Genomic DNA, 22,743 nt, shown 5'->3' on the forward strand with positions numbered 1-22,743 from the left:
AATAGCATAAGGGTTATTGGTGACGGTGTGCCAGGACAATGGGCGGCTCCCCGTTGAACGGATTGGTAAAATTGCCAATGGTTCGCGCCCCTTCTCCCATGGCAGCTGCTCTCATGACACTTCTATCACCATACCGTATTCGGATTTTGTCCATGGCCCGATACAGATTGACCGTTTTCTTTTCATCATCGAACAGATTGATTTGATATGTCCCGGATGTAAGTCCACTGAAACGAACACCAAGAAGGCGTATCAACAGTCTTCGACTGTAAAGGTTCTCAAATAGCTCCATCACTTTAGGCATCAAATGATGATCTGCAGATGTATAAGGAATTTTCATCTGTTTGGAATGCGTACTGAAATCTGAATAACGGATCTTGACCGTCACACACGAGGTCAGCTTGCCCCCTCTGCGGAGCTGGAAGGCCAAATTTTCCGCCATGGCCATAATGGTCGTTTTCAGTTTTGTAATATCCGTAGTGTCCCTGCCATAGGTACGTTCGCTGGATATGGACTTACGTTCGTGGTATTCCACAATTGGGCTTTGATCGATACCATTGGCCCGTTCCCAGACTACCCTTCCGTTCTTTCCGAATACCGAAAGCATCATCTCCAAGGGCATCTGCTGTACCACATGGATGTACCGTATTCCCATATTGCAAAAGGTATGATAGGTCTTTTGGCCGACCATAGGGATTTTCTGTATGGACAAAGGGGCCAAAAATGCTTTTTCATAGCCATTGTCAATCTTAAGCTGATTATTGGGCTTGGCTTCATTGGTGGCTATTTTGGATACGGTCTTGTTGATTGACAGTCCAAATGAAATGGGCAGACCCGATTCCCTGATGATACGTTCGCGGAGTTCACTGGCAAATTTGTAACAACCAAAAAACCTATCCATACCCGATAAGTCCGCATAAAATTCATCCACACTGGCCTTTTCAAGTATGGGCACTTGACCTTGGATGATTTCTGTCACCTGCTTTGAAAACTTGGTATAAGTACCAGCATTACCACGGATAAAAACGGCATGGGGACACAATTGGCGTGCCATTTTCATGGCCATGCCCGAATGCACACCATAACTACGGGTCTCATAGCTTGCCGCACTTACCACACCTCGGTTTCCCGTACCCCCAACAATGACAGGTTTGTTGTTGAGCCTACTGTCCAGAAGCCGTTCACAGGAGACAAAAAAGGTGTCCAAATCTAGATGGAGGATGGTACGGTTCATATATAAATGGAAAATATCCTAAATTATGGAATATTTCCAATATTACATGAAATTTAACATTACTTGGCAACAAGTTTTCTACTTCCGCCCTTCTCCCTCAACTCAAGTTCCAAGCGTTCCCCATCCGCCAAAACAAACTTGGGCAACACATATGCAAATCTGTGTGATCTTCCCACTTTGATAGTATCGGGCATTTCGTGCTTATAATCAGCTTGTATCAAAAGTTTTTGATAAGAGGCTTTACGTTTTTTGTTACCGTTAACTCTGTAGACATTTAAGTAATCTATCTCAAAATCGATTTCTGACTTGTTCTTGATTTCTAATACCAGATAAACTTCAGATGCATTATAAACCATCTTTTGCAACTGTAATTTGATACCTTTTTTTCGCTTGGTTGCGATGGAACCAGAATTGGATTTCAACAAATGGTTACTGAACTTTTTGAAATAATTCAATCTACTGGTAGGCTGAACAATTGGCTTCTGCTCTAAAATCAAAGGCCGCTCACTCCCGATACTTTCTTTGTTAGTAATAAAGTAGTTCAGTTTCGATAACTGTTCTTTATACTTTAAAATATAGGAATAGACTTGCCCATTTTTAGTCACTGTCAATAAATTACTTTCCGTTCCTGGAGTGGCTTGTAGCAAGCCAAAGTATTGTTCTTTTTCTCTGTTATACGTAAAGACAAAATTGGATGTCCCTGTAATTCCCTGACGAATAGGTTCTGGAAAAAAAAGAGCGACATTCTTTCTATCATTGGCATAAATAGTATCCAATGTTTGTTGGGCAACTACAAGGTTTGTATATAGTGTTATTGCAATTACGATTATAGTTTTCATAGTATGGGTTTTAAAATAAGTTGATAATTATCGGTTACGGTAACCTTTACGGTGCGGTTGTTTCTTTGGAATATCCTTTTGACTCCGCTTACTTGTGGCACTCCCACGATATTGATGTCATCCACAATATCTCCAACTACTTCTTGTCGAGCTTCCGCCCTGAAACTATTCTCAATGTAGATGCCCTCACTTCCGTCCTGAAGGTCAAAAGCATTTAGTTTAACAGATTTGTGATTGATGTTTTCAATTTCTATGATGGTTCGATTGGGCTTAAAACTTACAAAACCGTAAATGGGTGTATTTCTTCGGACAGTACTGCCATTGATGAGTGCATCTTTGGTCAAACGCATTTGCAAACGATAGTTGTTCCGAACCGTTTGTGTTCCATCCACTCGCACATAAATGAACGCGTCAGTATTCTGAGTTATTAGGTTTTCAATTTCCAACGGATTTGAAGCAAAAAACAGTTGATGCTCCAGCCCTAGCTCTTTAGGAACAATGCTCTCTTCTTTCATATCTATCTCGGAAACAGAATCTTTCTGAAGTGGTTTTGGTTCAATTTTGACCTTGGGCTTTCTAAAACTTCTATCGGAATAACTGATACGACCTTCATTGTAAATGCTGTCCACAATCCGCATCTTTTCCTTATCCAATAAATCTGGATCATAGACTCCTGTGGAATCCAACAAACGTTCATCATAGATACTCGGTGCATTCGTCTGTCGAACTTCTTTTAGGTCATCTATAGCCTCTAATTTGGAATCATATTCCTTTTGTTCATCATTCAGTTCAGGAACAGGAATTTGATTAGTTTCAATCGTTGGTTCTTCCCCATCGCCCAGCATAATTACCGAGTATGAGCCGATGAAAAGCACCACGCATAAAATGACCGCGGCGAACACGATTTTATTTTTTTCTATCTTCATAATTTCTACTGTCCACTATGGACTTTTTTTAGTTTGTTTTCAAAAAAATCGGTTATCAATAGACCGTGGGTGTTATTGGGGAAATTCCTGCTTACATGGATTACATTTCCTGAGGTGATTAGCTCATAGGTATCGACGATAGAACCTCTATTGATTTCAAAGATGATGGTAGTCTCAAAACGATACGGTTCTTGTTGGATGTCGATCTTTGATTCTATCTTCAATACTCTCTGTACCAAAGAATATTGCAATAATCGGTTGTAAACGCCATCTGCTTTTTTCTGTCTGTACAATGCATCTACAGAGCTATCCCCTAGCCATAAGGCTTTCTCCAGGTTCTTTTCATAATTACTGACATCGATATGGTAGAAATAAGTGTGAAACAGCTCTAAATGATCCAACACTTCAACTTCGAGATTCTCATGCTGTTGTACCATTTTAAGGGGTATAACACTCCCATCAGCATTGACCACAAAGGCATTGTTAACGGATTCTTTGTGGAGCTTAATGACCATTAGCACTGAAACAATGCAGGTCAAAACTGCTCCAATAACCACGGACAAAACAATAAATCGATTCAAGCGAAGTACTTTATATATATTCTTGTATGGTGTTTTCATGTGATTAGGCGGTGAAAAGTTTGAACACAAATGAGGTCGCCCTTCGGTAGAGCTTGAATTTGAGCAAGACGATAAATCCTATTGAACCAAACTGTAACAATGGGGCAAAGAAATTGCTGCCCCAATCCGTACCAAAGAGGTTGCCCCAAAAGTTGATATTGATCTCCGTATAGAGGTTGTTTACAAATACATTGACCAAGAAAAAAGCAGGTACTAGCATATAAACCCCGGCGTATAGTTTGAAGAAGTTATAAGCTAAAGAGCGGAACTTTTCAAATACTGCAAGACTAATGACCAAAGGGAAAAAGGCCTGCATAATCCCTAACAAGAAATAACGTTCCGCCAAGAATAAGGGATAGATAAATAGATCCAACAACCAGAGGAATATCCCGATGATAAAAGCAAGCATTTTCAAGCCGTACAGGGGCGTTACCAAAGCTTCGTATAATATGGCCATTGCTTTTTTGGCGGCTTCCAATGCGCCCACATCCTGCTCCAAATCAATGTCCTGCATCTGTAACGGGAGGAGCGCAGGAGCCGTGTTTCGGTATTGGGTTTCGATAGCAACCAGAATCGTATCAAAAACGGTCAATACCTGTGTTGAAAATATAACCAGGATAACCACTGCAAAATTCTTTGCCAGCTCTGCAGGGGTCAATCCCCAGGTATAACCTTCATTGTTGGCAACGCCCTCATTGTACTTTTTTAGGATATTGATTAGGAAGAATAGAATGGCCAACGTCTTCATTCCAGTAATGATGTACTGAGAGAAGTCACTGTTTTTGATGGTGGTAAAAACCGCATCAACATATTCCAATCCTATGCCCAAAAAGATACCCGCCATTAGTAATTGGTTTCCCTGTTATTAATTTTATCCTGCATTTCACGAAAAGCAATAATTTCTCGATACCGTCTTGTCTTGGCTTCAATTTCCGCTACCATCTCCTTGGATTGCAATTCCATACCTTTTAACACTCCAGCACGTTCGGCATCAGTCATTTTTAAGTTATCACTTGAAAGTATCTGGTCTATATAGTCCAATCCTTCCAAAGAGTTTTCAATAATGGCATTGAAGGATTCTGAAACTCTATCAACTTCATCTGCTTTGATATAAGGCGAATTGAGAATTTCCCGTAAATCGTCCTGGACAATATCAAATAGTTTTTGGTTGTTCCTCGCCATCTCGCGAACTGCCTTTAACTGCTTAATGACGTTATTGACCTTTTCAATATTCTCTTTTTGTTGCTTTAAAAACTGCACGGTCTTTAATAACTCAGAAGTTTGTTTTGCAGATTCGATCAGGGATTTTGTAAAACTGATAAAGTTGGTATTGTCATATACCGGCATTCCTTGGCAGGCAACGCCTGCTGGCATTAGAAGGGCAAAGGTTAGGGCTATCCCTAAGAGTTTGAATTTGTGTTTCATGATTCTCGTTTTTTAGATTTATAATTGTTAATGAATGTGTTTATGGCTTCTTTCATGTCATTTGTTTTTTCATAAATCCGCATTATGCGGTCACTTTCTTTGCCGTCTGTGAGGTATGCTGCAAAGACTTCTTTGGGTACTTCGAGACGAAAGATGTTGCTCTCCTTTCCAATCTTGATGAACATTTCGGTGTATATTCTATCGCCTGTGAGGTTGTTGCGAATGGACTTTAACTGGTTTAAATCATGACTGGAAAGATTCAATCGCTTTTGAAGTTCATCGTAACCTTTTTCATTCCGCAAACTGTAGATGACCTGTGTGTTCTCCAGAATACTCGCCGATGTGGAATTGTTGGGCAATTGATTGATGGATTGTAAAATGATACCAATAGCACCATTCTGTTTTCGGATAGCCTGATAGTAGAATTCTACACTCTCCAATACATTATCAAATTTGAGCTGTTTGGCAAACTCATCAAAAAGAATAATTCCTCTTTCGGAACGATTACGCCAAATTGTGCGTTGGATGGCTGATTTGATGAGTTTCAGCATTACGGAAAGAATTTCCTTGTTGTCTTTCACTTCATCCAGTTCAAAAACAATCATTTGCTTATCCTCGATTTTATAGGTCTGGTCTTCGCTCACATTGAAGAGGAAACTGTACAATCCATCATCCACATATTCTGAAAGGATATGCAGGAAATTGTAAACGCTAAAATGCTCCTCTCGTATTTTAAGTTCTTCAATAAGGGAATCTTTTTTGTCATCTATAAATTGATACAAAGAAGCCAGTGAGTGATTTAATCGGACATGCTTATAATAATGTAGTAGTACTTTTTTAATGGCGACTTCCTTGGCCTTTGATACTTGGTTACCCTCTGCCAAAAGCTCTAACAAGAAAATGGCCAGGTCTTCCAACCGTTCAAGGGTTAAATCCGCTTCATTGGAAATATAAAAGGGATTGATACCCAGGTTCTTTCCCTGCTTATAGCGTAAGATGATATGGTCGTTCGGATACAGCTTAGCGAATTTGGAATACGAACCTCCCAAATCAATAATCACCAATCGGACTTGTTTCTCAAAATACTGCCGAAGTATGTTGTTTGCTAAAAAGGATTTGCCTTCTCCTGTTGGGGCGAAAATGGCAAAGTTTCGAGCCTTTATACGTTTCTTGCGTTCGTCCCAAACATCCTTTAAAACAGGAATATTGTATTGTCTATCATTAAAGATGATACCCTGTTCATCCGATTTATAGTTGCTGTTATTGATATATAGACACAAGGCATGTTTTAAATCGGTTACGTATAAGTCCTCGTTGGAAAAATTGGAGCTGAAACAACAATAGGAGTTAAGGAAGTAATGCTTCCGTTCTTCCCCTTTTGGATAATACGGTACGATGTCGAGCTCCTTAAATTCCGTTTTGATTTTTGATGCTATTGTATTTAGCCGTCCGGCTTCCGGACACCAGAAAATAATGTTGAGATGCCCGCGTATAATTCTTGAACTGTCATCTTCATTAATTTTAGCAACAATGGCCTCAATCTTTTTTTGAATGAATTTGTTCTGTGTTCCGAAGTTGGAACTCTTGTTAAGCTCTTCAATTTTCTTGTCCAGTAGTTTTCTCCATTTGTGTTTGTCATCCAGATAAATAATTTGATTGATAGTATGGTTCTCGTTCAGGTTCAATCCTAATCCATCAATAAAGCCTTGATGGAAGACAAAATCATCTGAAGTGAATTTGTCATTGGTCTTACTGCTTTGTACCACATCCCCAAAACAGAGTTCGCTATTTACTGCCAGTACATCAAAATGGTTCTCACCAATTTCAATTGCTGATTTCTTTAATTGAATATCGGTATCAAAACCTTCATTAAACCCATTGAAGTATGCATCGCATACATTTAGTATTTGATTCTCGTTTAATGGCTTCAGGGACACTTTACGACTGTTATTGATAAAGGAAACTGCATCATTTACCGAAGCAATAAACTCCTGGACATTATGGTCCAGTTGCTTATGAATACCTTTTTCCACTCTGCGGAACGGATTGGTAAACTTGGAAGCGTTCAAAGCCTTATCCAATGGTAGCGTCAAGTACAAATAAGATTGATGCGTTAGGCACTCCCGCCCTTTAAAATGTCGATAGGTAGTCTTTTCCAGAAAGCTTTCATTTGGAATATACTTAGCATCAAAAGCGGTTTTCCTATAAATATCCTGTTTGTGGATGACAGTACCTGTTGGTAGGGATTTGAATGCTTGAAACCAAGAGCCGTGTATGTCTTCAAAATCGGTTGAGGATAGGGAATAGATTTCTGGCAGGTCTACTTCATAACACAATACTACATTACCATTACTGGCGAAAACAATGTGTTGTTCTATGCTCAAAATGGGATGGTATGCCGATAGATTAATCTTTTTCATACTGGAGTTGACTTTCTCGTTTGTTACTGATAGTGGTTGGGAATACTTTTTTGAAATGCAAAAGGGCAGGGTGTTTGGTCAGTTGTGTCAATATCACATATAGACCTCCGTTAAAAAGGAATACCGATATGATGACCAATAAGCTGAAGGAAAAGATGATGAACAGTAATGACCCGATAACTGATGTCATCATCAAAGCGAATAATGAAATAGGCAATCCCATAATCACTGCTCGCTTTCGGATATCTTTATAGATTTCATAGCGTTTCATACTACACTACGATACCTATGAGGTAGGTAAATATGCCCACGACTGCACCTGCAATAAGTACGAATACCAAAACACGGGTAATCCCTTTTTTGAGGTCTGCATTCTCACCAAAAAAGTGTCCTGCATTGAACAGGAAACCTATTAGGAAGATGACTCCCAGAATAACGGGAAAGATGGCTCTTATGGTATCGGAAACATCGTTAACGGAATCTTCGATACCTCCAATCTGTGCAAATATGGTATTGGAAATAAGCAATAAAAAAGCAGTCAGGAATAGTGATTTTTTCATATCGAAATTGATTTAAAATTTGTTGGATTTCGCTGTTTGAAAAATACACTATATTGAATATCAAAATACTGATAATCAGTATTTTGTGAATAAAATATTATTTATAACAGATTGATTTTTAATGATGTGAATTGACATCAAATCATATTAAAAATTGAAACGCCTATGTTGATAACTCTAAAACTTTTGAATCGCGTGACCCTCAAAAACGTCAGTTTTGCGATTTTGCTGCTGAAAATCTGTTTTGTTCTCGGTCAGAAAAAAGTAGTTGTTATAGACCCCGGACATGGCGGAAAAGATTCCAGTGCAATAAGTGTAAATAAAGTCTTGGAAAAAGATGTGGTTTTGAATGTTGCCGTGGAAATTTTAAGTCTTAATAAATCACTTTTTAAAAATGAACTGGATATTTACTTGACTAGATATACCGATACACTGATTTCATTATCCGATAGAAGTCGTTTGGCTAGAAGTTTAAAAGCCGATTTATTTGTATCGTTGCATTGTAATCATGCTAAAAATTCAAATGCTAAAGGTATTGAAGTTTATATGCACAATTCTAATTCCAGGTTTGTCAAAGAGTCTATTATTCTTGGTGTTTCTATTCTGAATGAAAGTACTGGAAATTTAGGTTTTAAAAAGCGAGGTTTAAAGACTGCCAACTTTCAAGTGTTACGCGAAACCATCAAATTTTGTCCATCAATACTTGTAGAAATGGGGTTTATGACCAACCGTAATGAAGTTGATTATTTTTTGAAACCTAAGAATATTAAGGCTATGGCTTTGTCTGTTTTGATGGGTATTATGAATTATTTAAATTATGGATTATGAAAGAATTGCGCAATAAAATCCTTGAAAACCTAAAAGGTATCACGCATCAAATCTATATAGAGGTTAAGCTATAGTTGAAATAATTTCACCTTTATTTGAACCCGTAAGGCAGATACTAAAAATTTGTTGCAAATAGTAAACTCTTTACAAAAGGTGCAATTTGTAAAGAGTTTAGATATTCTTAATAAGTTATTGTGATGTCCAACTTCGAAAATAAAAACTATAAAGTCTTCAAAGAAAAAGTTGAGACTGAGAAATTATGCTTTCTTCTTCATTATCAGAGATTCTCAATTTGAGTCCAAGTTTGACCGCTTACAATGGAGTAAGCTCATAAAGAAATTGAAGGGTTTCTCTTTTGCACAATTAATAATTTTGTCTGTATTTAAAATTAATTACCAAGAATGAATCTTCATCTTGTTAATATCGACAAGATAAATGATGTTTTTTCTTTTCGGATCATCCTTATGGATATATTGATTTTGGTTGTGAGGATCGAGGATATTGGCCCCACTAGCAGTTCTTCTTGAGCAAATTAATTTTTAGCAGAATGTACTGTGGATTATTGCTACATAATTTTATCAGCTTTACATAAACCAGTCACATCTAACGTATGAAGTAAGATACTTACAAACAAAGATTTTTTTTATTACATAACATTTTTATCTTTAGGCTATTAACCTAACCATTTTAATATGAAGAAGCCAATTATTTTTTGTTTGATAATCTTTTTAGCAAGCTGTAAAGCTTATGATGTTAAACAAACTGAACCTATCACCCTTAAAAAGGGGATAGAAGATATTATTGAAGCATTAAATCATGCAGGAGACCTTGAAACAACAAAATATAATGGCCTTGTACCTTCAGAATTTACAGTTGAACTTAATCTTACAACTTCAGAAAAAGGTACACAAAATGCATCTTTAGAAATTGCACCTGCTTCCGTTATTCCTAAAATTGGGGCTGGCTGGTCGGCTGAAGTTAACAATTCATCTGGTAACAAATTGACTATAAAATTTCGCAGCATATTGTTTGCAAAAAAAGATGAATTTATGTCATCTAGATCACCTGATTCCATTGTTCAATTTTACCGACTTCTCAAGGATTTAAATTGGAATGCTACTGTAAATTGAAAATTGCTCGCGCATTAAAATTCCAAAACACCTAAATGGCCAAAAAATCAAAAGAGTCGCTAGGATTTATTAACAGCCATACCCATGTCTTTACCAAAGACCATGTGCCCGAGCATTTGGCACGTCAATTTGTACCAGGACCAATTTATAAGTGGTTAAAGACTTCGAAAGTAATAAGCAAATTAAAAAAGTACTACGAACCAACTGAGGATCATTACTCCTATACCCAAAGAAATAAACGATGGGATGCATATCAGAGTAAGATTAAAATTAAGCGAAACCCAATTTTAAGATATAGTGTCTTATTTATTAAAATTTTGTCTTGGTTACTATTTGTTTATTACTTTTTTCAATTGGTTAAACCACTACTTTTCAAATCAATTGTCGGTAAAATTATATATGGAATTATATTGTTTCCACTGGATTACATTTTACCCTTGATTGAAAGTTCATGGAACATATTCGTATTACTTTTTTTAATAGCTATTGCTTTCAAATTTGTACGTAAGGGAATTTGGAAATTACTAAAAAGTAGATTCATAAAAATCATTGGTAGTGATAGGCTTGAATACCTACTTCGATTTGAAAATCTCTTACGATATTCTGGATATGCTTCGCAAGGGGAGATTTTTAAAAAACTGAAACAACAATATCCTCCAAACACCCAATTTGTGGTTCTACCTATGGATATGGAATTTATGGAAGCTGATAAAGTTCCAGAACCCTATATAAAACAAATGGATGATTTAATGATTTTAAAAAGTAATAATAAGGATGTTATTTTTCCTTTTGTTTTTGTTGACCCTAGACGAATTGAGAATCAAACTGATGAAGACCCATTCTTTAAGTATGATGCAACCAATCCTACTGAAATTAAACTAGAAAAATGCCATCTAAAAACATATCTAGATGGAGGAGCGTGCGGTATAAAAATTTATCCCGCTTTGGGTTATTATCCATTTGACAAAAATCTATTACCCTTGTGGCTATATTGTGCACAGAATGAAATACCAATAACTACCCACTGTTCCGTAGGCCCCATTTTTTATCGTGGAGAAAAAAAAGTGGAATGGGATAGACATCCCATTTTCGAAGAAGTAATCCAAAATGAAAAAGATAACCAACCCAAGAAAATCGAAAAATTACGATTGCAACAGATTAAGAACAAAGATTTTCAGGCAAATTTTACCCATCCACTGAACTATACCTGTTTATTATTGCCGAAATATTTGAAAGGCCTTCTAGAACTGAAAGAATACAAACATCTTCAGTTTCTATTCGGCTATTCAAAAAACAAACTGGAACGTAATTTAAGCACGCTAAAAATAAATTTGGCTCACTATGGAGGTTCGGAAAATTGGGATGTCTTTTTGTCGAAAGACCGCGAACAAGAAGCAAATGAAATCTTAAACAAACCAAATACCGGATTGAATCTCGCAAGTGATCTTTTGAATTTGGCAAATCTTTACAGGCATTGGCATTATACGGATTGGTTTAGTTTAATCAGTTCAATGATGATTGAATTTGAAAATGTATATACTGATATAAGTTATACTACCCACGAAAACAAGTATTTAAATCTTCTCGCGGAAATATTGGACCACCCTAAAGTTGAAAACAAAGTGTTATTTGGAACTGACTTTTATGTCGTTAGTAATCAAAAAACAGAAAAGCAGTACTGGATAGACATGAAAAATATGATGGGTAGTAACAAATGGCATTCTTTATCCTACAAAAACCCAAAACGATTCTTATATCATAAAGTCTTTAAGTAATTGAAAATTTTGACCATTGCCAATGTGTCAAGTTTACAGTATTCCAAAAGGTCTTGGCGTATTTGTTTTTTTTCTTCCTGGCCAATGGAGTCAAAAGCAATCTTTCCCCACGTATCCATAGCCATAGTACCATCTTGAACATTTAACTGGTTATAACTCAACTCGGGTACTAGAACGGGTAACACCTTTTTAATTGATGAAGACCCTTTAAAACGATAATCTACATAGTCTGAAATGAATACCTTTTCCAAATCAAACATATGGGTATTGATATAATTCAGATAAACTTCATGTTCTGGCAACCATTGAATCATTCTGTTATTGGCCCCTATTTCATAGGAAGCATACCAGGATACAAATGTTCCTTCCATTCTAGTGAAAGCTTGCATTTGTTCCAACATTGATTTTGGAAATTCTAAATTTTCGGCCAAATATTCAAAATGTGTTATAGAACCATCGGATTGCATAGTATGAATATTCACCTGAAAGGGCACTTGCTCAAAGGGTTTAAGGCCATCCAATTTAGGTACAGCACTACCATAAGCCTCATAATCAAAGAAATGTAGGGGATAGCTTAAGTCGTCTAAAGTTTTTTGAATAGACTTCTTATCAATGATAGGTGCATTTTGAACAAAAGAATCATATTGCAGTTGTTGACCGGCAGATAACTCAAAGTCTTTCGGAATATCAATGAGACCAAAATTTCCCCTATCTACCAATTCATTAATTTTCTTTTCCGATAAACGTTTTAGTTCGTAAATGGAGGGTTGCGGCAAATCCTTATTAAAATATGTAAAGGTTTCGCAATGATTGGCCCTGGTTTTTCGCAAACATGAACAGTGATTTAAGTTGGGCATTTTATCCAAAAGCCCCACGGCCGTATGTATTTCATTAACAATACCTGAGTAAGCATTTTCTACCTTATCAGTCACATCTGTAACTGTCAGGAGGTCTTTGGCGGAGATTGCACCTTCCTTAATAAAATCTTCATATAAATGAATAATACTGCATTTAGAAACTGATAACCCGTTTTGCTCCAATACGTACTTTTGAAAGCAAACATCATAAATGTGATTATGTGATGGCTTTTCACTAACCCTAACGGAAGATTTTACCTCATATAGATGCCATGTTCTATCTTCCAATCTTTCCAGTACGTCAATTCTCGCAAAAACTTCCCTTTCGGTTACAAAAGCAGGTTGCATGAATAACTTACCCCCCTGCGCAATAACCTCCTTCGTTTCTCTTGGATCTGCAAAATTATCCAACACCATAGCGTTTGGGAACAATTCACCTACATAACTTTCTACCTCATACCCTTCTCTTATTAACTTTTGTAAAAAGATTGAAAATTCACCTTTAGGGTACTTTTCCGGCTCTTTTTTTGCCAACCAAAAACTTTCTGGGCACTGCAGGTAATGAATGAAGTCGGTTTTGGTGAGTTGCATATTTAATTTAAAACAGAAATAATATCATCATAAATTTTTGGGGTTTTCCCCCAAGTATAAAGACCATCTCTTATCCATGATTCAGAATTTTCAATGTTTTCGGGAATCATATTTAGGGCATCATCATGGTAATAAATTTTAATCTTCTCGTTTTCGATAAAGGCAATATAGATGTCTTTCCCTTTATATTTTAGATTTATTGTAAAGCGCCCTTTTAACTGAACCTTTATCATGTCTTCGCCAGAAATATGCACAGCTATAAAATCCGCACCCTGCCAATCATCGTTTAAGCGCAAAGAATTAAAGCCGTAATCCGCTAAGGTTGCTGAAACTTTGTGAAAATTATAGTTCTCACGTTGTCTTGAATTTAATGCCTTATAGGGTACTATGTTATACTTTTCTCTAAAGTTCATCTATTTTCCACTCTACTTTTTTCAAACCCGATTTGCCAATAATACATATCCACTATTTTCATAATTGGGTATTGTGGATGAAGTTTTTGTATGTTCTTAAGTTCAAGTTGATTGGTCTCAACAAATGTGAAAAGGCTTTCTAAGCTTTTCTTTTTTAAAGTCTTGAATGAGTATTCTTTTTCCTTAACTCCATCTATGAAAAAGCGATCAAAAGCAGGCAAACAACCTAATGTTCCTAATATAATTTTACTGATAAGGGTATCTGTAGGGGTAACATCATGAGTGGTTTTATAGTAGAACGAAAGATCTTGGATAAGATTAAGAATTCCTTCCAAGTTATGAAGAGCAATTTCTTGCTCTAGACCACAACGTAAATACTTATATTTTTCAATGATTTCAATAGCATCTTCATGTACTAAATAGTCTCTTTCCAGTAATTTGCTAGACCCTCTATACATACCCCAACTGGCCAAGTAAAACCCTAGATGCAGGCTCAGTAATTTTTGATCGTCTATAGTATCAAAGGCTTTAAAACAATGATTCCAAGAATTATAGCGTTGAAATGGCTGATTATTAGTGACGATATAGTTATAAATTATTTTCTCCAAACTAAATTAGATTTTGCTTCCGTGCTCTAGGAAAGACATATTTACCTACCCATGACTCTGTTAATGCAAGTTCATCTAAATAAACTTTTACCATTGCAGTATATGTGGAATTTAAAAGCTTTGGGTTTAATAAGTCTACTAGGTCCTGAAAATAATCAGACAAGATATCTGAAATCACTTTCTTTGCAGCAAGATTTTGAGCATCAACTTGCTTAAACTTAAATATATTCTGGACTATTCTTTTTTTTAATTTATCCAATTCTTTAAGTTTTTGTTTTCTGCTTTCTAACAGTAAAACATCTTCATTTAAATGATAAACAATTATGGATATTCTTGCTCTTGAATATTCAACTGGATAGTTGCGCTCATCATATTTGGGAATAGCTTCCCCAGTTGCAACATCAAAACCAAGTAATTTGACGTCATTGGAAACCGTTGGATCTAAAAGAACATAATCTTCGGTAGAATGATTTATTGTTGGATTTGTTGCAACTAAACTACCAATAGACAGAGGGAAATAGTTTCCCTTATGGGAATTTAAAATATCGCAACATAATCGATAATTACGCCAGTTATATGTTAGCCACCAATATCCAACATTCCAATTTCGAGTTTGTTCATTATATTTCCAAGTTCCTTTGAGTTTTTTGACCTTTTTTTTAGGTCTAAAATGCTCAATATGAAATGAAGATATCGCATTATTGGCTTCTGTGAACCAACATTTATTATGCGAAAATTTCATCAAATATCTTTTTGTTGGCTTCCAAACACTTGTTCCATTTGATTTGATATATTCCTTTATTTCTTGCAAAGATGATTTGGCCCTTATTCTGCGTGTGTGCACACGACTCGCCTTCTTCTTCCAAGAATTTGGAAGATGTAGATTGTTCAATTCGATATGCCTCATAAATCTAAGTCATTTGAAAGTTCCTCAAATAGGTTATCTGCATTCTCCTTTCTCAATTTTTTTTCATCTTCCGACAACTCCCTTTTTATATATAATTCCTTGTTGTTTAGTCGTCTATAAAACTCTTTAAAAAATGGATCTACAAAAGGATCGGCATAATCAATATTCCTTAATATGTTAGTCAATTCTTTTAATCTATTTTTTTCTTCATCGTTAAGATTGTCAATTTTCAATAGTAATTCCCGCCGTTCATATATTAGTTTGCTGGTTCCCTGATCGACGGTATTCTGAAAACCGAATAAGTCTGTTTTTAATATTGCATCAACACCTTTACCCTTTAAATCTTCTTCTGCAAAAGACCATCTAGGCACCTCTTCAGGCAAATTGACACGTTTTTGAAATAAAATTACTTGCTCCTTATTAAGACCAGATATAAAAATGGGGTCATGTGTAGTCATTAGAATATGACTATCTTTTTGTTTTTGAATATCGTTTATGTTGCTTATGTATTCGTATTTCCATTTTGGATTTAAATGAGTTTCAGGCTCGTCAAAAAGACAAAGCACATCAATTTCATCAATAAGATTTACAAGGCTGAATATTGTCAAGGCCTGATGCTCTCCGTCCGAAATTGATTCATACGGTATTGGTGATTCTACCCCATCCATTTTGAGCATGATATTATCTAGAATAAACAATTGCTCATCGTTTGGCACATGGCCGATATCATTTTGAGCACTGTAAACGTTTTTATTATACAATACCTTTTGCCTTCTTTCCCACGGGATAGTATAACTATTTCTGAGCATTAACTTCTCAAAATATTTATATAATCCACCTGCATCAGCAGCCATTCTTCCAAAGACCTCAAAATTTTCCACACTTCTTAAATCTATATTTATAGATATTTCATCAGTTCTTCGTTCTGTTGAAACATCAAAATGATCTTTTAAAGTTTTAATGAAATTTTGAACGGCCTTGTCAATAGGCATTTTAAACTTGTTACGATATTGAAAGCGAATAGTTATTCTAAAAGACTCTATTGATTCAATACCAAATTTATCCTTGAAAATTTTGAGTTTGTTTATTTTGTCTTGATCAGTTTCATTGGGATTGCCATATATCAAGAAATTAGATAAAACTAATGCACTTGTAGTGTCATAATCAACAAAATGAAGACGATTATCCCCTATGATTTCGCCTACATTTTTTTTAATGTTTATAGCGGCTTGCTCCAAATAAAACAAATCCATTCTTCTGAAAGGAAGGCTCAGTGATTCATTTTCTCCAGAGGAGTAGCCCCATATACGTTTTGGTAGAGCATAGCTTCGGGATTCTCCAGTTATTTCTATTTCCTCTAAATCATTTATTAGAAAGTAATTTGGTTGTTGCCTTTGATTTTTAATAATTTTTATATGGTAATGTTGCCCTGAAATAATTGGATTATCATTGAAAACTTGCATAATTCCTCCTGCTGCCATAAAGGGCTTATAGTATTCAATTTCAAAAGATTCTATTGGTACTTGAAAATTACTAACTGTGGTATATTCAAATAAATGACATTCCAAATAATAAAATATATCTGCAATAGCCTCTAGTAGATTTGACTTCCCACTTCCATTTGGACCTACGAAACAAAGTGGGTCAATAGTGTTTGACTGTAAATTTGGCCGAAAGGTTATTTCAAACCCTGCTTGCAGGCTCTTATATGGAACGTTTATTTTAAGCCGTTTAAGTTTCATTTTTTGAACTCTTCTCTTAATGCGACCTTACTCAAATCTAATTCTCCTTTAAAAACATCTTGGCTTAGGCGACCATATAGGTATTCCAATTCTAATAGATTATTGTGATAGAGCTTATTTGTTTCGATTATTTTTAAAACAACTGAAGAAAATTTTTCTTGCAAACTTAGGGGTGGTTGAGGTAATTTGAGTTCCTTTATTATAGTCAAATTTAGCCCACTCATTATTGCACCTTTTACTCTTTTTGAAAGCTGTTTAAGAATCAAAGGGTGATATTGAAAGGAATATTTTAAATAGAATGGAAGTATTTTTTTTTGATTCAAGGTAATAGCTGCTAAATGCTTTGAGTTGATAGCTAGTGGTATATTTTGGGGTACTACCGCTGATCTACCGTTGGTTGCCATAATACTTATCAATACGTCACCAGGGTGAACTGTATAACGTTTCAATTCTTCATATTTTTTAAATGTTATGTATCGTGGTTTTCCTTCCTCATAGAAGTTGTTGACTACATTGTCAATACCTAATACTTTAACATCTCCGGATTCAGAAAACTCTTCATGAAGCAAACTGCTTCCAAATGGTCCAGAGCGCATACTTGCCTTCCTTTTTAAAGCGTAACCTTCAATGGTATCTCTTTCCCAGTTCTGGTAATCTAAGTTTTTTTTCCAAAACATATCCAAAAAAGTACTTTTTAAAAGCTCGTCTAAAAGCGCAATACTTTCCTTACGTTTGGCAATGAGCTCTTCACAATCGGTAAGGACTTGGGCAATTCGTTTTTGGTTTTCCAAAGAGGGTAAAAAAACATCAAAACGAGACAAGTCGCTTTTGCTAAAGCCTGCCTGGGCTGCCCTACCGCCTACATTCAAAATATAATTTTGAAATGAAGGACTTACAAGTAAATGTCGTAAATATGGTTTTAAAAGTTTTTTCTGATCGGGAATGGTCTTCATTATGGCTACATTATAAGCCCCAGCAAGTCCAGTTAAAATTTTACCAACAGAAGCCCCATATCTACCAATAAGAATATCCTCGCTCTTACAAGTTTTGATTCTGTTAGTTATTCTTACATATTCGATATTTTCTTTATTGGGCTGCGTAAAATCCCTAATCTGAAGCATTCTGACATAACCATCCTTTAACGTTTTCGTCCATTCGCTTTTGGGTGGCTGGGAACCGCCTTGAAAGTCGCAGACATCGGTAAGTCTGTATTTTTTTACTTCCATCAAAACAATTCCTTTAATTCCTTTAACTTCTCTGAAATTTCCTTTTCCAATCCCTTTATTTCATCTCCATTTTCATCTTTACCTCCCAATAATTTTAAAAGAATCTTCTCAGGTTTTTCATATTCGATTTCTTCATATACCTCTTCTTTATAACGGGAAAAACTCAGGTCATAGCCTTCTGCGACAATCTCCTTTTTAGGTACGGTAAAATGGTTACGTTTTCTATCATTTTCAGAGTCAGGCTTCTTACTTTTAAACTTGATGACAATATCCTGTAAATCTCCAAACCCCTCTAATTTAGCCCGTTTGTCATCCAGACTATACCCATCGCTCTGCATGTCATAAAACCAAACATTTTCGGTTTCTCCACCTTTAGTAAAAATAAGTAAGGCCGTACTAACTCCGGCATAGGGTTTAAACACTCCGCTTGGGGCCGTTATTACCGCTTTTAACTCACTTTTTTCTATCATCAATTTACGAGCTTCCTTGAAGGCTTTTCCGCTACCAAAAAGGACCCCTTGGGGTACAACTATACCGGCCGTGCCACCCATGCGAAGCATTTGATAAATACGTTCAATGAAAAGCAGTTCGGTTTTGGTCGTGCCCAACTGTAGGCTTTCATTAATATCCCCCTTATCTATATTGCCTGTAAAAGGCGGGTTCGCGAGTACTATATCATATTGACTACTTTCATTGTAGCTTTTGCTTAGCGTATCGGTATAATCTATTTGAGGGGTATCAATACCATGCATCATTAAGTTCATCAACCCTAACCGCACCATAGTCTGGTCTATATCATACCCCTGTAGACTTTGGTTTAAAATAGCCTTGGTCTTTTCATCAAACCGTGAAGCCTTGCTGGAGCGTATAAATCCATCTTCGTCCTTCTCTCGGTTTTTATTATCCTTATCCAACTGGGTCACTAAATATTGGTAAGCATCCAATAAAAAACCTCCGGTACCACAGGCTGGGTCTGCTATCCTATTCCCTAATTTTGGGGCCACCAGTTCTACCAGTAATTTTATGATGTGGCGTGGGGTTCTGAATTGTCCGTTTTTGCCCGCGCTGGCTATTTCGCTTAACAAGTATTCATAAACATCCCCTTGAATATCCTGGAAATCCTGCCCTTTCTCAGAGGCATCTCTTTCCATTTCTTCATATATGCTATCGATAATTTTTACGGCCTCCACCAACAGCGAAGGTTTGGGAATGATAAAGACCGCATTACGCATATGTTTTACAAAGGGAGAATCATCAGTATCCCAGGTCTTGATAAATGGAAACACATATTGTTGTACCCGTTGCAGCATTTCTTCACCGGGTAATCGCTTAAACTCGCTCCATCGTAATTGTTGCTTTTCAATTTTTAAATCGCTGTTTGGTAATTGAAACTCTCCTTCAAAACGAGAGGTAAATGGGTCATTGGTAAACTCAGCCCTTGCTTGGGCATCGGTATCATTTGTATCCAGTTTTTTCATAAAAAGCAGATAAGTAATCTGCTCAATGGCCGTTAATGGGTTAGAGATGCCACCACTCCAGAATTTGTTCCAGAGTTCTTGAATTTTGGATTTTATTTCAGGGTTACTTTGTAATAAGCTCATTTATGCTACCAGTTGTTCTGTTAATGTTACTATCTCTTTTATTTCTTGAGGGTTAAATACCCCTTGTATTCCTTTAGGGTGAATTACCGTGAAAGGTGCTTCCAATAAATTGCGTTTGTGTATTTGGCCACGCTCAATGATATAATCCCGCAAAAGGTTTAAAAATTCAATTTGTCTTGTGCTAAGCGTTGTATGCTCTTGAATAAAAGCGGCCACTTTTTTGCTTACGGCGGCATCAAAACTTTCCAATATTTCGATGCCCAATATATGCTTTATAAATTGCAGGAAACTGGCGCGCTGGTTTTTATAGACTTTTTGTAACAAGGCCTCGGTAATATGTGGATCTTCTAGATGCAGTTCTTCGGCTAGTTGGTCTGCTTCTTCCGGAGAGACATCGGCACCATTTTTTATTTTTTGGAGAATGGGGTTTCGCTCTAGCATTTCGGCAACCTTTTGTTCCACCATCTCGCGATAGCGTGTAATACTGACCGATTCGTGTTGCGGGCCGAATTCTACAAACTCTTTGGTGGTTACGATATCCTTTAGATTCAACTGATCCATTCCGTTCCCCACAGGGCGGCGATCGATATAGCGCATCAAGGGCGCCAGTTTTTCGGATAGTATATCAAATTCGGTATCGTTGACTATCGCCCAATACTTGTTTGACAAAACTTGATTGATATAGGAGGTATGTTTAGCTACGGTATTTACGGATTGCGGCAGCATTGACACCTGTTCCTGAATGTTTTCCTTTAGAATTTCCAACCGTTCAGCATTATCTTCCAAATGCACCAAAGAGGTTTCCAAAACATCTTTTTCAAAACGCATCGCCTTAAAATCGACTTGTGAAACCGTTCTGAACAAGGGCAAGATGATTTCGCGTAAAAACTCAAAACTTTTAGCATCCAACCCTTCCCAAAATTCGGCTTTCCTGGCCTTGAACAAAGCAGATTGCGCATCTTGGATTGCAACCGAATCTTGAGGCAATTTTTTTAGCTGTCTTCTGAATAGTTCAATTTCTTTGAATGCAATGTCAATTTCATCAAGCTCTAGCGCAAGTTCTATTTTATCTATGCGCAGACTTGCAAAGCGAACCGGTAAAGGTACTTGTGGTTTATTCTCCACCCCTTTCAAGCTTAGTTTAAAGTATTCGAAGTTATCCCAGCAGTCAATAATTCGAAAAACGTCTTTCTCAACGCACCAAGGTTTCATAGCGGTAGGTTCTAACAAACGCGTACCACGCCCGATCATTTGCCAAAACTTAGTATACGAAAACACAGGTTTTGCAAAGACCAAATTGACGAGTTCGCGAATATCGATACCTGTATCGAGCATATCCACACTTATCGCCACTCTGGGCATGTTGTTCAGTTTGAATTGATCCAACAACCCACCTTTGCCATACACCCGAGGGTCATCGGAAACCAAAACTTTAGACAGCTCTCCGTTGTACTCCGGATAGAGTTTGTCGAAAATTTCTTCAACTTGTCTTGCTTGTTGAATGGATTGGCAGAAAAAGATACTTTTACCTGGAAGCACGCCGTATGGGTCTTTTATGGATTCTTCCATAAACTCGCGAACGATCAACGCATTCGTTCCCCGGTTCCGTACGGATTTTTCGAGTTGGTCACCTTCGTAGTTGATTTCTTCAATATCACGGCCTTCATACAATAACTTCTTTTGGTCTTCAAGCGAGACAGTTCTTTTGCTGATGCCTTCATCTTGAAATTTCGTATGGATTTTCATCACCTCAAAATTGCATAGATAAGGCGGAATATTGTTTACCGCCTCTTCATACGAATACGCAAAGGTCGGCAGGCCATCTTCGCATTCAAATAGTTGAAAAGTATTGTGGTCGATAACATCGGTCGGAGTCGCTGTGAGTCCTAATGTAATCGTATTAAAATAATTTAAAACCTCTTGGTAGGTGTTGTAAATGGAACGATGGCTTTCGTCAATTACGATTAAATCGAAAAAATGAGGAGACAAGGTATTCTCTTGATCTTTTACGATATTGAGCATTGTAGGGTAGGTAGATACGTAAATACGCCTATCAGTAGCAATTGACTTTTCCCCTCTTTTAGGCCAAGTAGGTTCGTTTGGCAAGTGGTCTTTGAAAGCATCTAAAGCCTGGTCACGTAATGCAATTCTATCTACCAAAAACAATACACGTTCTGCCCAGCTTGCACGCATTAAAGCATCTGTCAATGCTATACAAGTCCTAGTTTTTCCTGTACCTGTGGCCATCACCAAAAGAAACTTTGTGCGTTTCCTTTCAATGGCTTCCATCACTGCACGAATAGCTTGTATCTGGTAATCCCTTCCTGCTATAGCTGTATTGATTAATTCGGCAGCAAGTGGTTTTCGTCTTTTTCTAATGAAGGCGTATCGTTCCAAGTCATCACGGGTAGGAAAACCAATAATTTTTTTAGGAGGATAATTATTCAGGTCCCAAAAAAAAATATCCAGTCCGTTGGTATAAAAGCAAAAGGGAAATAATCCTGTTTCTTCTTTAATACCTAAACAATATTGTTTTGCCTGTTCCCTTCCAATTTCAGCATCTTTGGAAGTTTTCTTTGCCTCCACAACGGCAAGGGCCTTGCCGTCTTTACCCAAAAGAACATAATCACTAAACGTATTATTATAATCTGGCGAAGGTTCTTTTGCTTTCGAAATCACCGAATATTCTTCAACAACCTGAGTATAGTCATTGACATTCCATCCTGCTGTCTTGAGGTGGTTATCAATTAATTCTATACGTGTTTGTTTTTCGTTCAAGAAAGTCTTTGGTTGGTGCTCTTGTAAAAATAGGACTACTTTTTAGATATACAAAGCAGTAAGATATGATGACCTCTTATATAATTCATAAGTTATTTTATTGATATTATTTATCGAGGATAATCCTTTCCCTTCTCATGGAAATTTATAGTCTCTCTTTGAGAACTCTTTACATTACGCCTTTTAGTCATAGTATTAGAATTAGGGTTAAACTCTCTAAACTATAATCAAAAAAAGAAGCACTCTTTACAAAATCCGCTTTT

General features: G+C 36.6%; 20 protein-coding genes. 3 read left to right on the plus strand and 17 right to left on the minus strand.

Going from position 1 to position 22,743, the window contains the following annotated elements; translation table 11 throughout:
* Positions 1 to 13 precede the first annotated feature (13 nt).
* Genes dinB through HME9304_RS02955 form a run of 9 tightly spaced genes read right to left on the minus strand, consistent with a single transcriptional unit; the run spans position 14 to position 8,024 of the window.
* On the minus strand, positions 14 to 1,234 hold the full coding sequence (dinB, locus tag HME9304_RS02915; RefSeq protein WP_112377166.1) for a DNA polymerase IV: 1,221 nt from the start codon (positions 1,232 to 1,234) through the stop codon (positions 14 to 16).
* 59 nt (positions 1,235 to 1,293) lie between these two features.
* Positions 1,294 to 2,073 carry a DUF4138 domain-containing protein gene (locus HME9304_RS02920; protein ID WP_112377167.1) on the minus strand — a complete coding sequence of 260 codons (780 nt, stop codon included), beginning with the start codon at positions 2,071 to 2,073 and terminating at the stop codon, positions 1,294 to 1,296.
* Positions 2,070 to 2,999 (minus strand): conjugative transposon protein TraM, encoded by a 930-nt coding sequence (gene traM, locus HME9304_RS02925; protein ID WP_112377168.1) that lies wholly within the window; start codon positions 2,997 to 2,999, stop codon positions 2,070 to 2,072. The genes HME9304_RS02920 and traM overlap by 4 nt, the downstream gene beginning before the upstream one ends.
* 5 nt (positions 3,000 to 3,004) lie before the next feature.
* On the minus strand, positions 3,005 to 3,619 hold the full coding sequence (locus HME9304_RS02930; RefSeq protein ID WP_112377169.1) for a conjugal transfer protein TraK: 615 nt from the start codon (positions 3,617 to 3,619) through the stop codon (positions 3,005 to 3,007).
* 4 nt (positions 3,620 to 3,623) lie between these two features.
* Positions 3,624 to 4,463 carry a hypothetical protein gene (locus HME9304_RS02935; protein ID WP_112377170.1) on the minus strand — a complete coding sequence of 280 codons (840 nt, stop codon included), beginning with the start codon at positions 4,461 to 4,463 and terminating at the stop codon, positions 3,624 to 3,626.
* Positions 4,463 to 5,044, minus strand: coding sequence for a TrbJ/VirB5 family protein (locus HME9304_RS02940; protein ID WP_112377171.1), 582 nt, complete (start codon positions 5,042 to 5,044; stop codon positions 4,463 to 4,465). Before HME9304_RS02940 ends, HME9304_RS02935 begins: the two co-directional genes overlap by 1 nt.
* A complete protein-coding gene (locus HME9304_RS02945) occupies positions 5,041 to 7,464 on the minus strand; it encodes a TraG family conjugative transposon ATPase (protein WP_112377172.1) in 2,424 nt (807 codons plus the stop codon). The genes HME9304_RS02940 and HME9304_RS02945 overlap by 4 nt, the downstream gene beginning before the upstream one ends.
* Positions 7,451 to 7,735, minus strand: a complete 285-nt coding sequence (locus HME9304_RS02950) for a hypothetical protein (protein ID WP_112377173.1) — start codon at positions 7,733 to 7,735, stop codon at positions 7,451 to 7,453. The genes HME9304_RS02945 and HME9304_RS02950 overlap by 14 nt, the downstream gene beginning before the upstream one ends.
* Before the next feature lies 1 nt (position 7,736).
* Positions 7,737 to 8,024 (minus strand): hypothetical protein, encoded by a 288-nt coding sequence (locus HME9304_RS02955; protein WP_112377174.1) that lies wholly within the window; start codon positions 8,022 to 8,024, stop codon positions 7,737 to 7,739.
* 165 nt (positions 8,025 to 8,189) lie between these two features.
* Here HME9304_RS02955 and HME9304_RS02960 point away from each other — a divergent pair, with 165 nt between their 5' ends.
* The 3 genes from HME9304_RS02960 to HME9304_RS02970 all read left to right on the plus strand — a co-directional run bounded on the left by HME9304_RS02960 (position 8,190) and on the right by HME9304_RS02970 (position 11,757).
* Positions 8,190 to 8,852, plus strand: a complete 663-nt coding sequence (locus HME9304_RS02960) for an N-acetylmuramoyl-L-alanine amidase family protein (protein WP_112377175.1) — start codon at positions 8,190 to 8,192, stop codon at positions 8,850 to 8,852.
* Positions 8,853 to 9,544: 692 nt separating this feature from the next.
* Positions 9,545 to 9,982: a hypothetical protein gene (locus HME9304_RS02965; RefSeq protein WP_112377176.1), complete on the plus strand. Its 438-nt coding sequence runs from the start codon at positions 9,545 to 9,547 to the stop codon at positions 9,980 to 9,982.
* A 35-nt stretch (positions 9,983 to 10,017) separates the two neighbouring features.
* On the plus strand, positions 10,018 to 11,757 hold the full coding sequence (locus HME9304_RS02970) for an amidohydrolase family protein (RefSeq protein WP_112377177.1): 1,740 nt from the start codon (positions 10,018 to 10,020) through the stop codon (positions 11,755 to 11,757).
* Here the strand turns inward: HME9304_RS02970 and HME9304_RS02975 are convergent.
* The 8 genes from HME9304_RS02975 to HME9304_RS03010 form a co-directional block, all read right to left on the minus strand.
* Positions 11,739 to 13,205 (minus strand): DUF2779 domain-containing protein, encoded by a 1,467-nt coding sequence (locus tag HME9304_RS02975; protein WP_112377178.1) that lies wholly within the window; start codon positions 13,203 to 13,205, stop codon positions 11,739 to 11,741. The genes HME9304_RS02970 and HME9304_RS02975 overlap by 19 nt on opposite strands.
* Positions 13,206 to 13,207: 2 nt before the next feature.
* Entirely contained in the window at positions 13,208 to 13,618 is a 411-nt protein-coding gene (locus tag HME9304_RS02980; RefSeq protein ID WP_112377179.1) for a hypothetical protein, read from the minus strand.
* Positions 13,615 to 14,226: a hypothetical protein gene (locus tag HME9304_RS02985; RefSeq protein ID WP_112377180.1), complete on the minus strand. Its 612-nt coding sequence runs from the start codon at positions 14,224 to 14,226 to the stop codon at positions 13,615 to 13,617. The genes HME9304_RS02980 and HME9304_RS02985 overlap by 4 nt, the downstream gene beginning before the upstream one ends.
* A 1-nt stretch (position 14,227) precedes the next feature.
* A complete protein-coding gene (locus HME9304_RS02990; RefSeq protein ID WP_123877329.1) occupies positions 14,228 to 15,037 on the minus strand; it encodes an HNH endonuclease family protein in 810 nt (269 codons plus the stop codon).
* Between the two features lie 92 nt (positions 15,038 to 15,129).
* Positions 15,130 to 16,875 carry an AAA family ATPase gene (locus tag HME9304_RS02995; RefSeq protein ID WP_112377182.1) on the minus strand — a complete coding sequence of 582 codons (1,746 nt, stop codon included), beginning with the start codon at positions 16,873 to 16,875 and terminating at the stop codon, positions 15,130 to 15,132.
* Complete coding sequence (locus HME9304_RS03000; protein WP_112377183.1) at positions 16,872 to 18,101, minus strand: restriction endonuclease subunit S; 1,230 nt, start codon at positions 18,099 to 18,101, stop codon at positions 16,872 to 16,874. The genes HME9304_RS02995 and HME9304_RS03000 overlap by 4 nt, the downstream gene beginning before the upstream one ends.
* The gene (locus tag HME9304_RS03005) at positions 18,101 to 19,702 is read right to left on the minus strand and encodes a type I restriction-modification system subunit M (protein WP_112377184.1); all 1,602 of its coding nucleotides are present in this window, start codon (positions 19,700 to 19,702) and stop codon (positions 18,101 to 18,103) included. Before HME9304_RS03005 ends, HME9304_RS03000 begins: the two co-directional genes overlap by 1 nt.
* Complete coding sequence (locus HME9304_RS03010; RefSeq protein ID WP_112377185.1) at positions 19,703 to 22,480, minus strand: type I restriction endonuclease subunit R; 2,778 nt, start codon at positions 22,478 to 22,480, stop codon at positions 19,703 to 19,705.
* Positions 22,481 to 22,743 lie beyond the last annotated feature (263 nt).

The organism is Flagellimonas maritima, assembly GCF_003269425.1.
GTDB classification, from domain to species: Bacteria; Bacteroidota; Bacteroidia; order Flavobacteriales; family Flavobacteriaceae; genus Flagellimonas; species Flagellimonas maritima.

Coding starts and splice junctions, on each gene's coding strand:
- dinB (WP_112377166.1), bottom strand. CDS start 1,234: ATGAACCGTACCATCCTCCATCTAGATTTGGACACCTTTTTTGTCTCC.
- HME9304_RS02920 (WP_112377167.1), bottom strand. CDS start 2,073: ATGAAAACTATAATCGTAATTGCAATAACACTATATACAAACCTTGTA.
- traM (WP_112377168.1), bottom strand. CDS start 2,999: ATGAAGATAGAAAAAAATAAAATCGTGTTCGCCGCGGTCATTTTATGC.
- HME9304_RS02930 (WP_112377169.1), bottom strand. CDS start 3,619: ATGAAAACACCATACAAGAATATATATAAAGTACTTCGCTTGAATCGA.
- HME9304_RS02935 (WP_112377170.1), bottom strand. CDS start 4,463: ATGGCGGGTATCTTTTTGGGCATAGGATTGGAATATGTTGATGCGGTT.
- HME9304_RS02940 (WP_112377171.1), bottom strand. CDS start 5,044: ATGAAACACAAATTCAAACTCTTAGGGATAGCCCTAACCTTTGCCCTT.
- HME9304_RS02945 (WP_112377172.1), bottom strand. CDS start 7,464: ATGAAAAAGATTAATCTATCGGCATACCATCCCATTTTGAGCATAGAA.
- HME9304_RS02950 (WP_112377173.1), bottom strand. CDS start 7,735: ATGAAACGCTATGAAATCTATAAAGATATCCGAAAGCGAGCAGTGATT.
- HME9304_RS02955 (WP_112377174.1), bottom strand. CDS start 8,024: ATGAAAAAATCACTATTCCTGACTGCTTTTTTATTGCTTATTTCCAAT.
- HME9304_RS02960 (WP_112377175.1), top strand. CDS start 8,190: ATGTTGATAACTCTAAAACTTTTGAATCGCGTGACCCTCAAAAACGTC.
- HME9304_RS02965 (WP_112377176.1), top strand. CDS start 9,545: ATGAAGAAGCCAATTATTTTTTGTTTGATAATCTTTTTAGCAAGCTGT.
- HME9304_RS02970 (WP_112377177.1), top strand. CDS start 10,018: ATGGCCAAAAAATCAAAAGAGTCGCTAGGATTTATTAACAGCCATACC.
- HME9304_RS02975 (WP_112377178.1), bottom strand. CDS start 13,205: ATGCAACTCACCAAAACCGACTTCATTCATTACCTGCAGTGCCCAGAA.
- HME9304_RS02980 (WP_112377179.1), bottom strand. CDS start 13,618: ATGAACTTTAGAGAAAAGTATAACATAGTACCCTATAAGGCATTAAAT.
- HME9304_RS02995 (WP_112377182.1), bottom strand. CDS start 16,875: ATGAAACTTAAACGGCTTAAAATAAACGTTCCATATAAGAGCCTGCAA.
- HME9304_RS03000 (WP_112377183.1), bottom strand. CDS start 18,101: ATGGAAGTAAAAAAATACAGACTTACCGATGTCTGCGACTTTCAAGGC.
- HME9304_RS03005 (WP_112377184.1), bottom strand. CDS start 19,702: ATGAGCTTATTACAAAGTAACCCTGAAATAAAATCCAAAATTCAAGAA.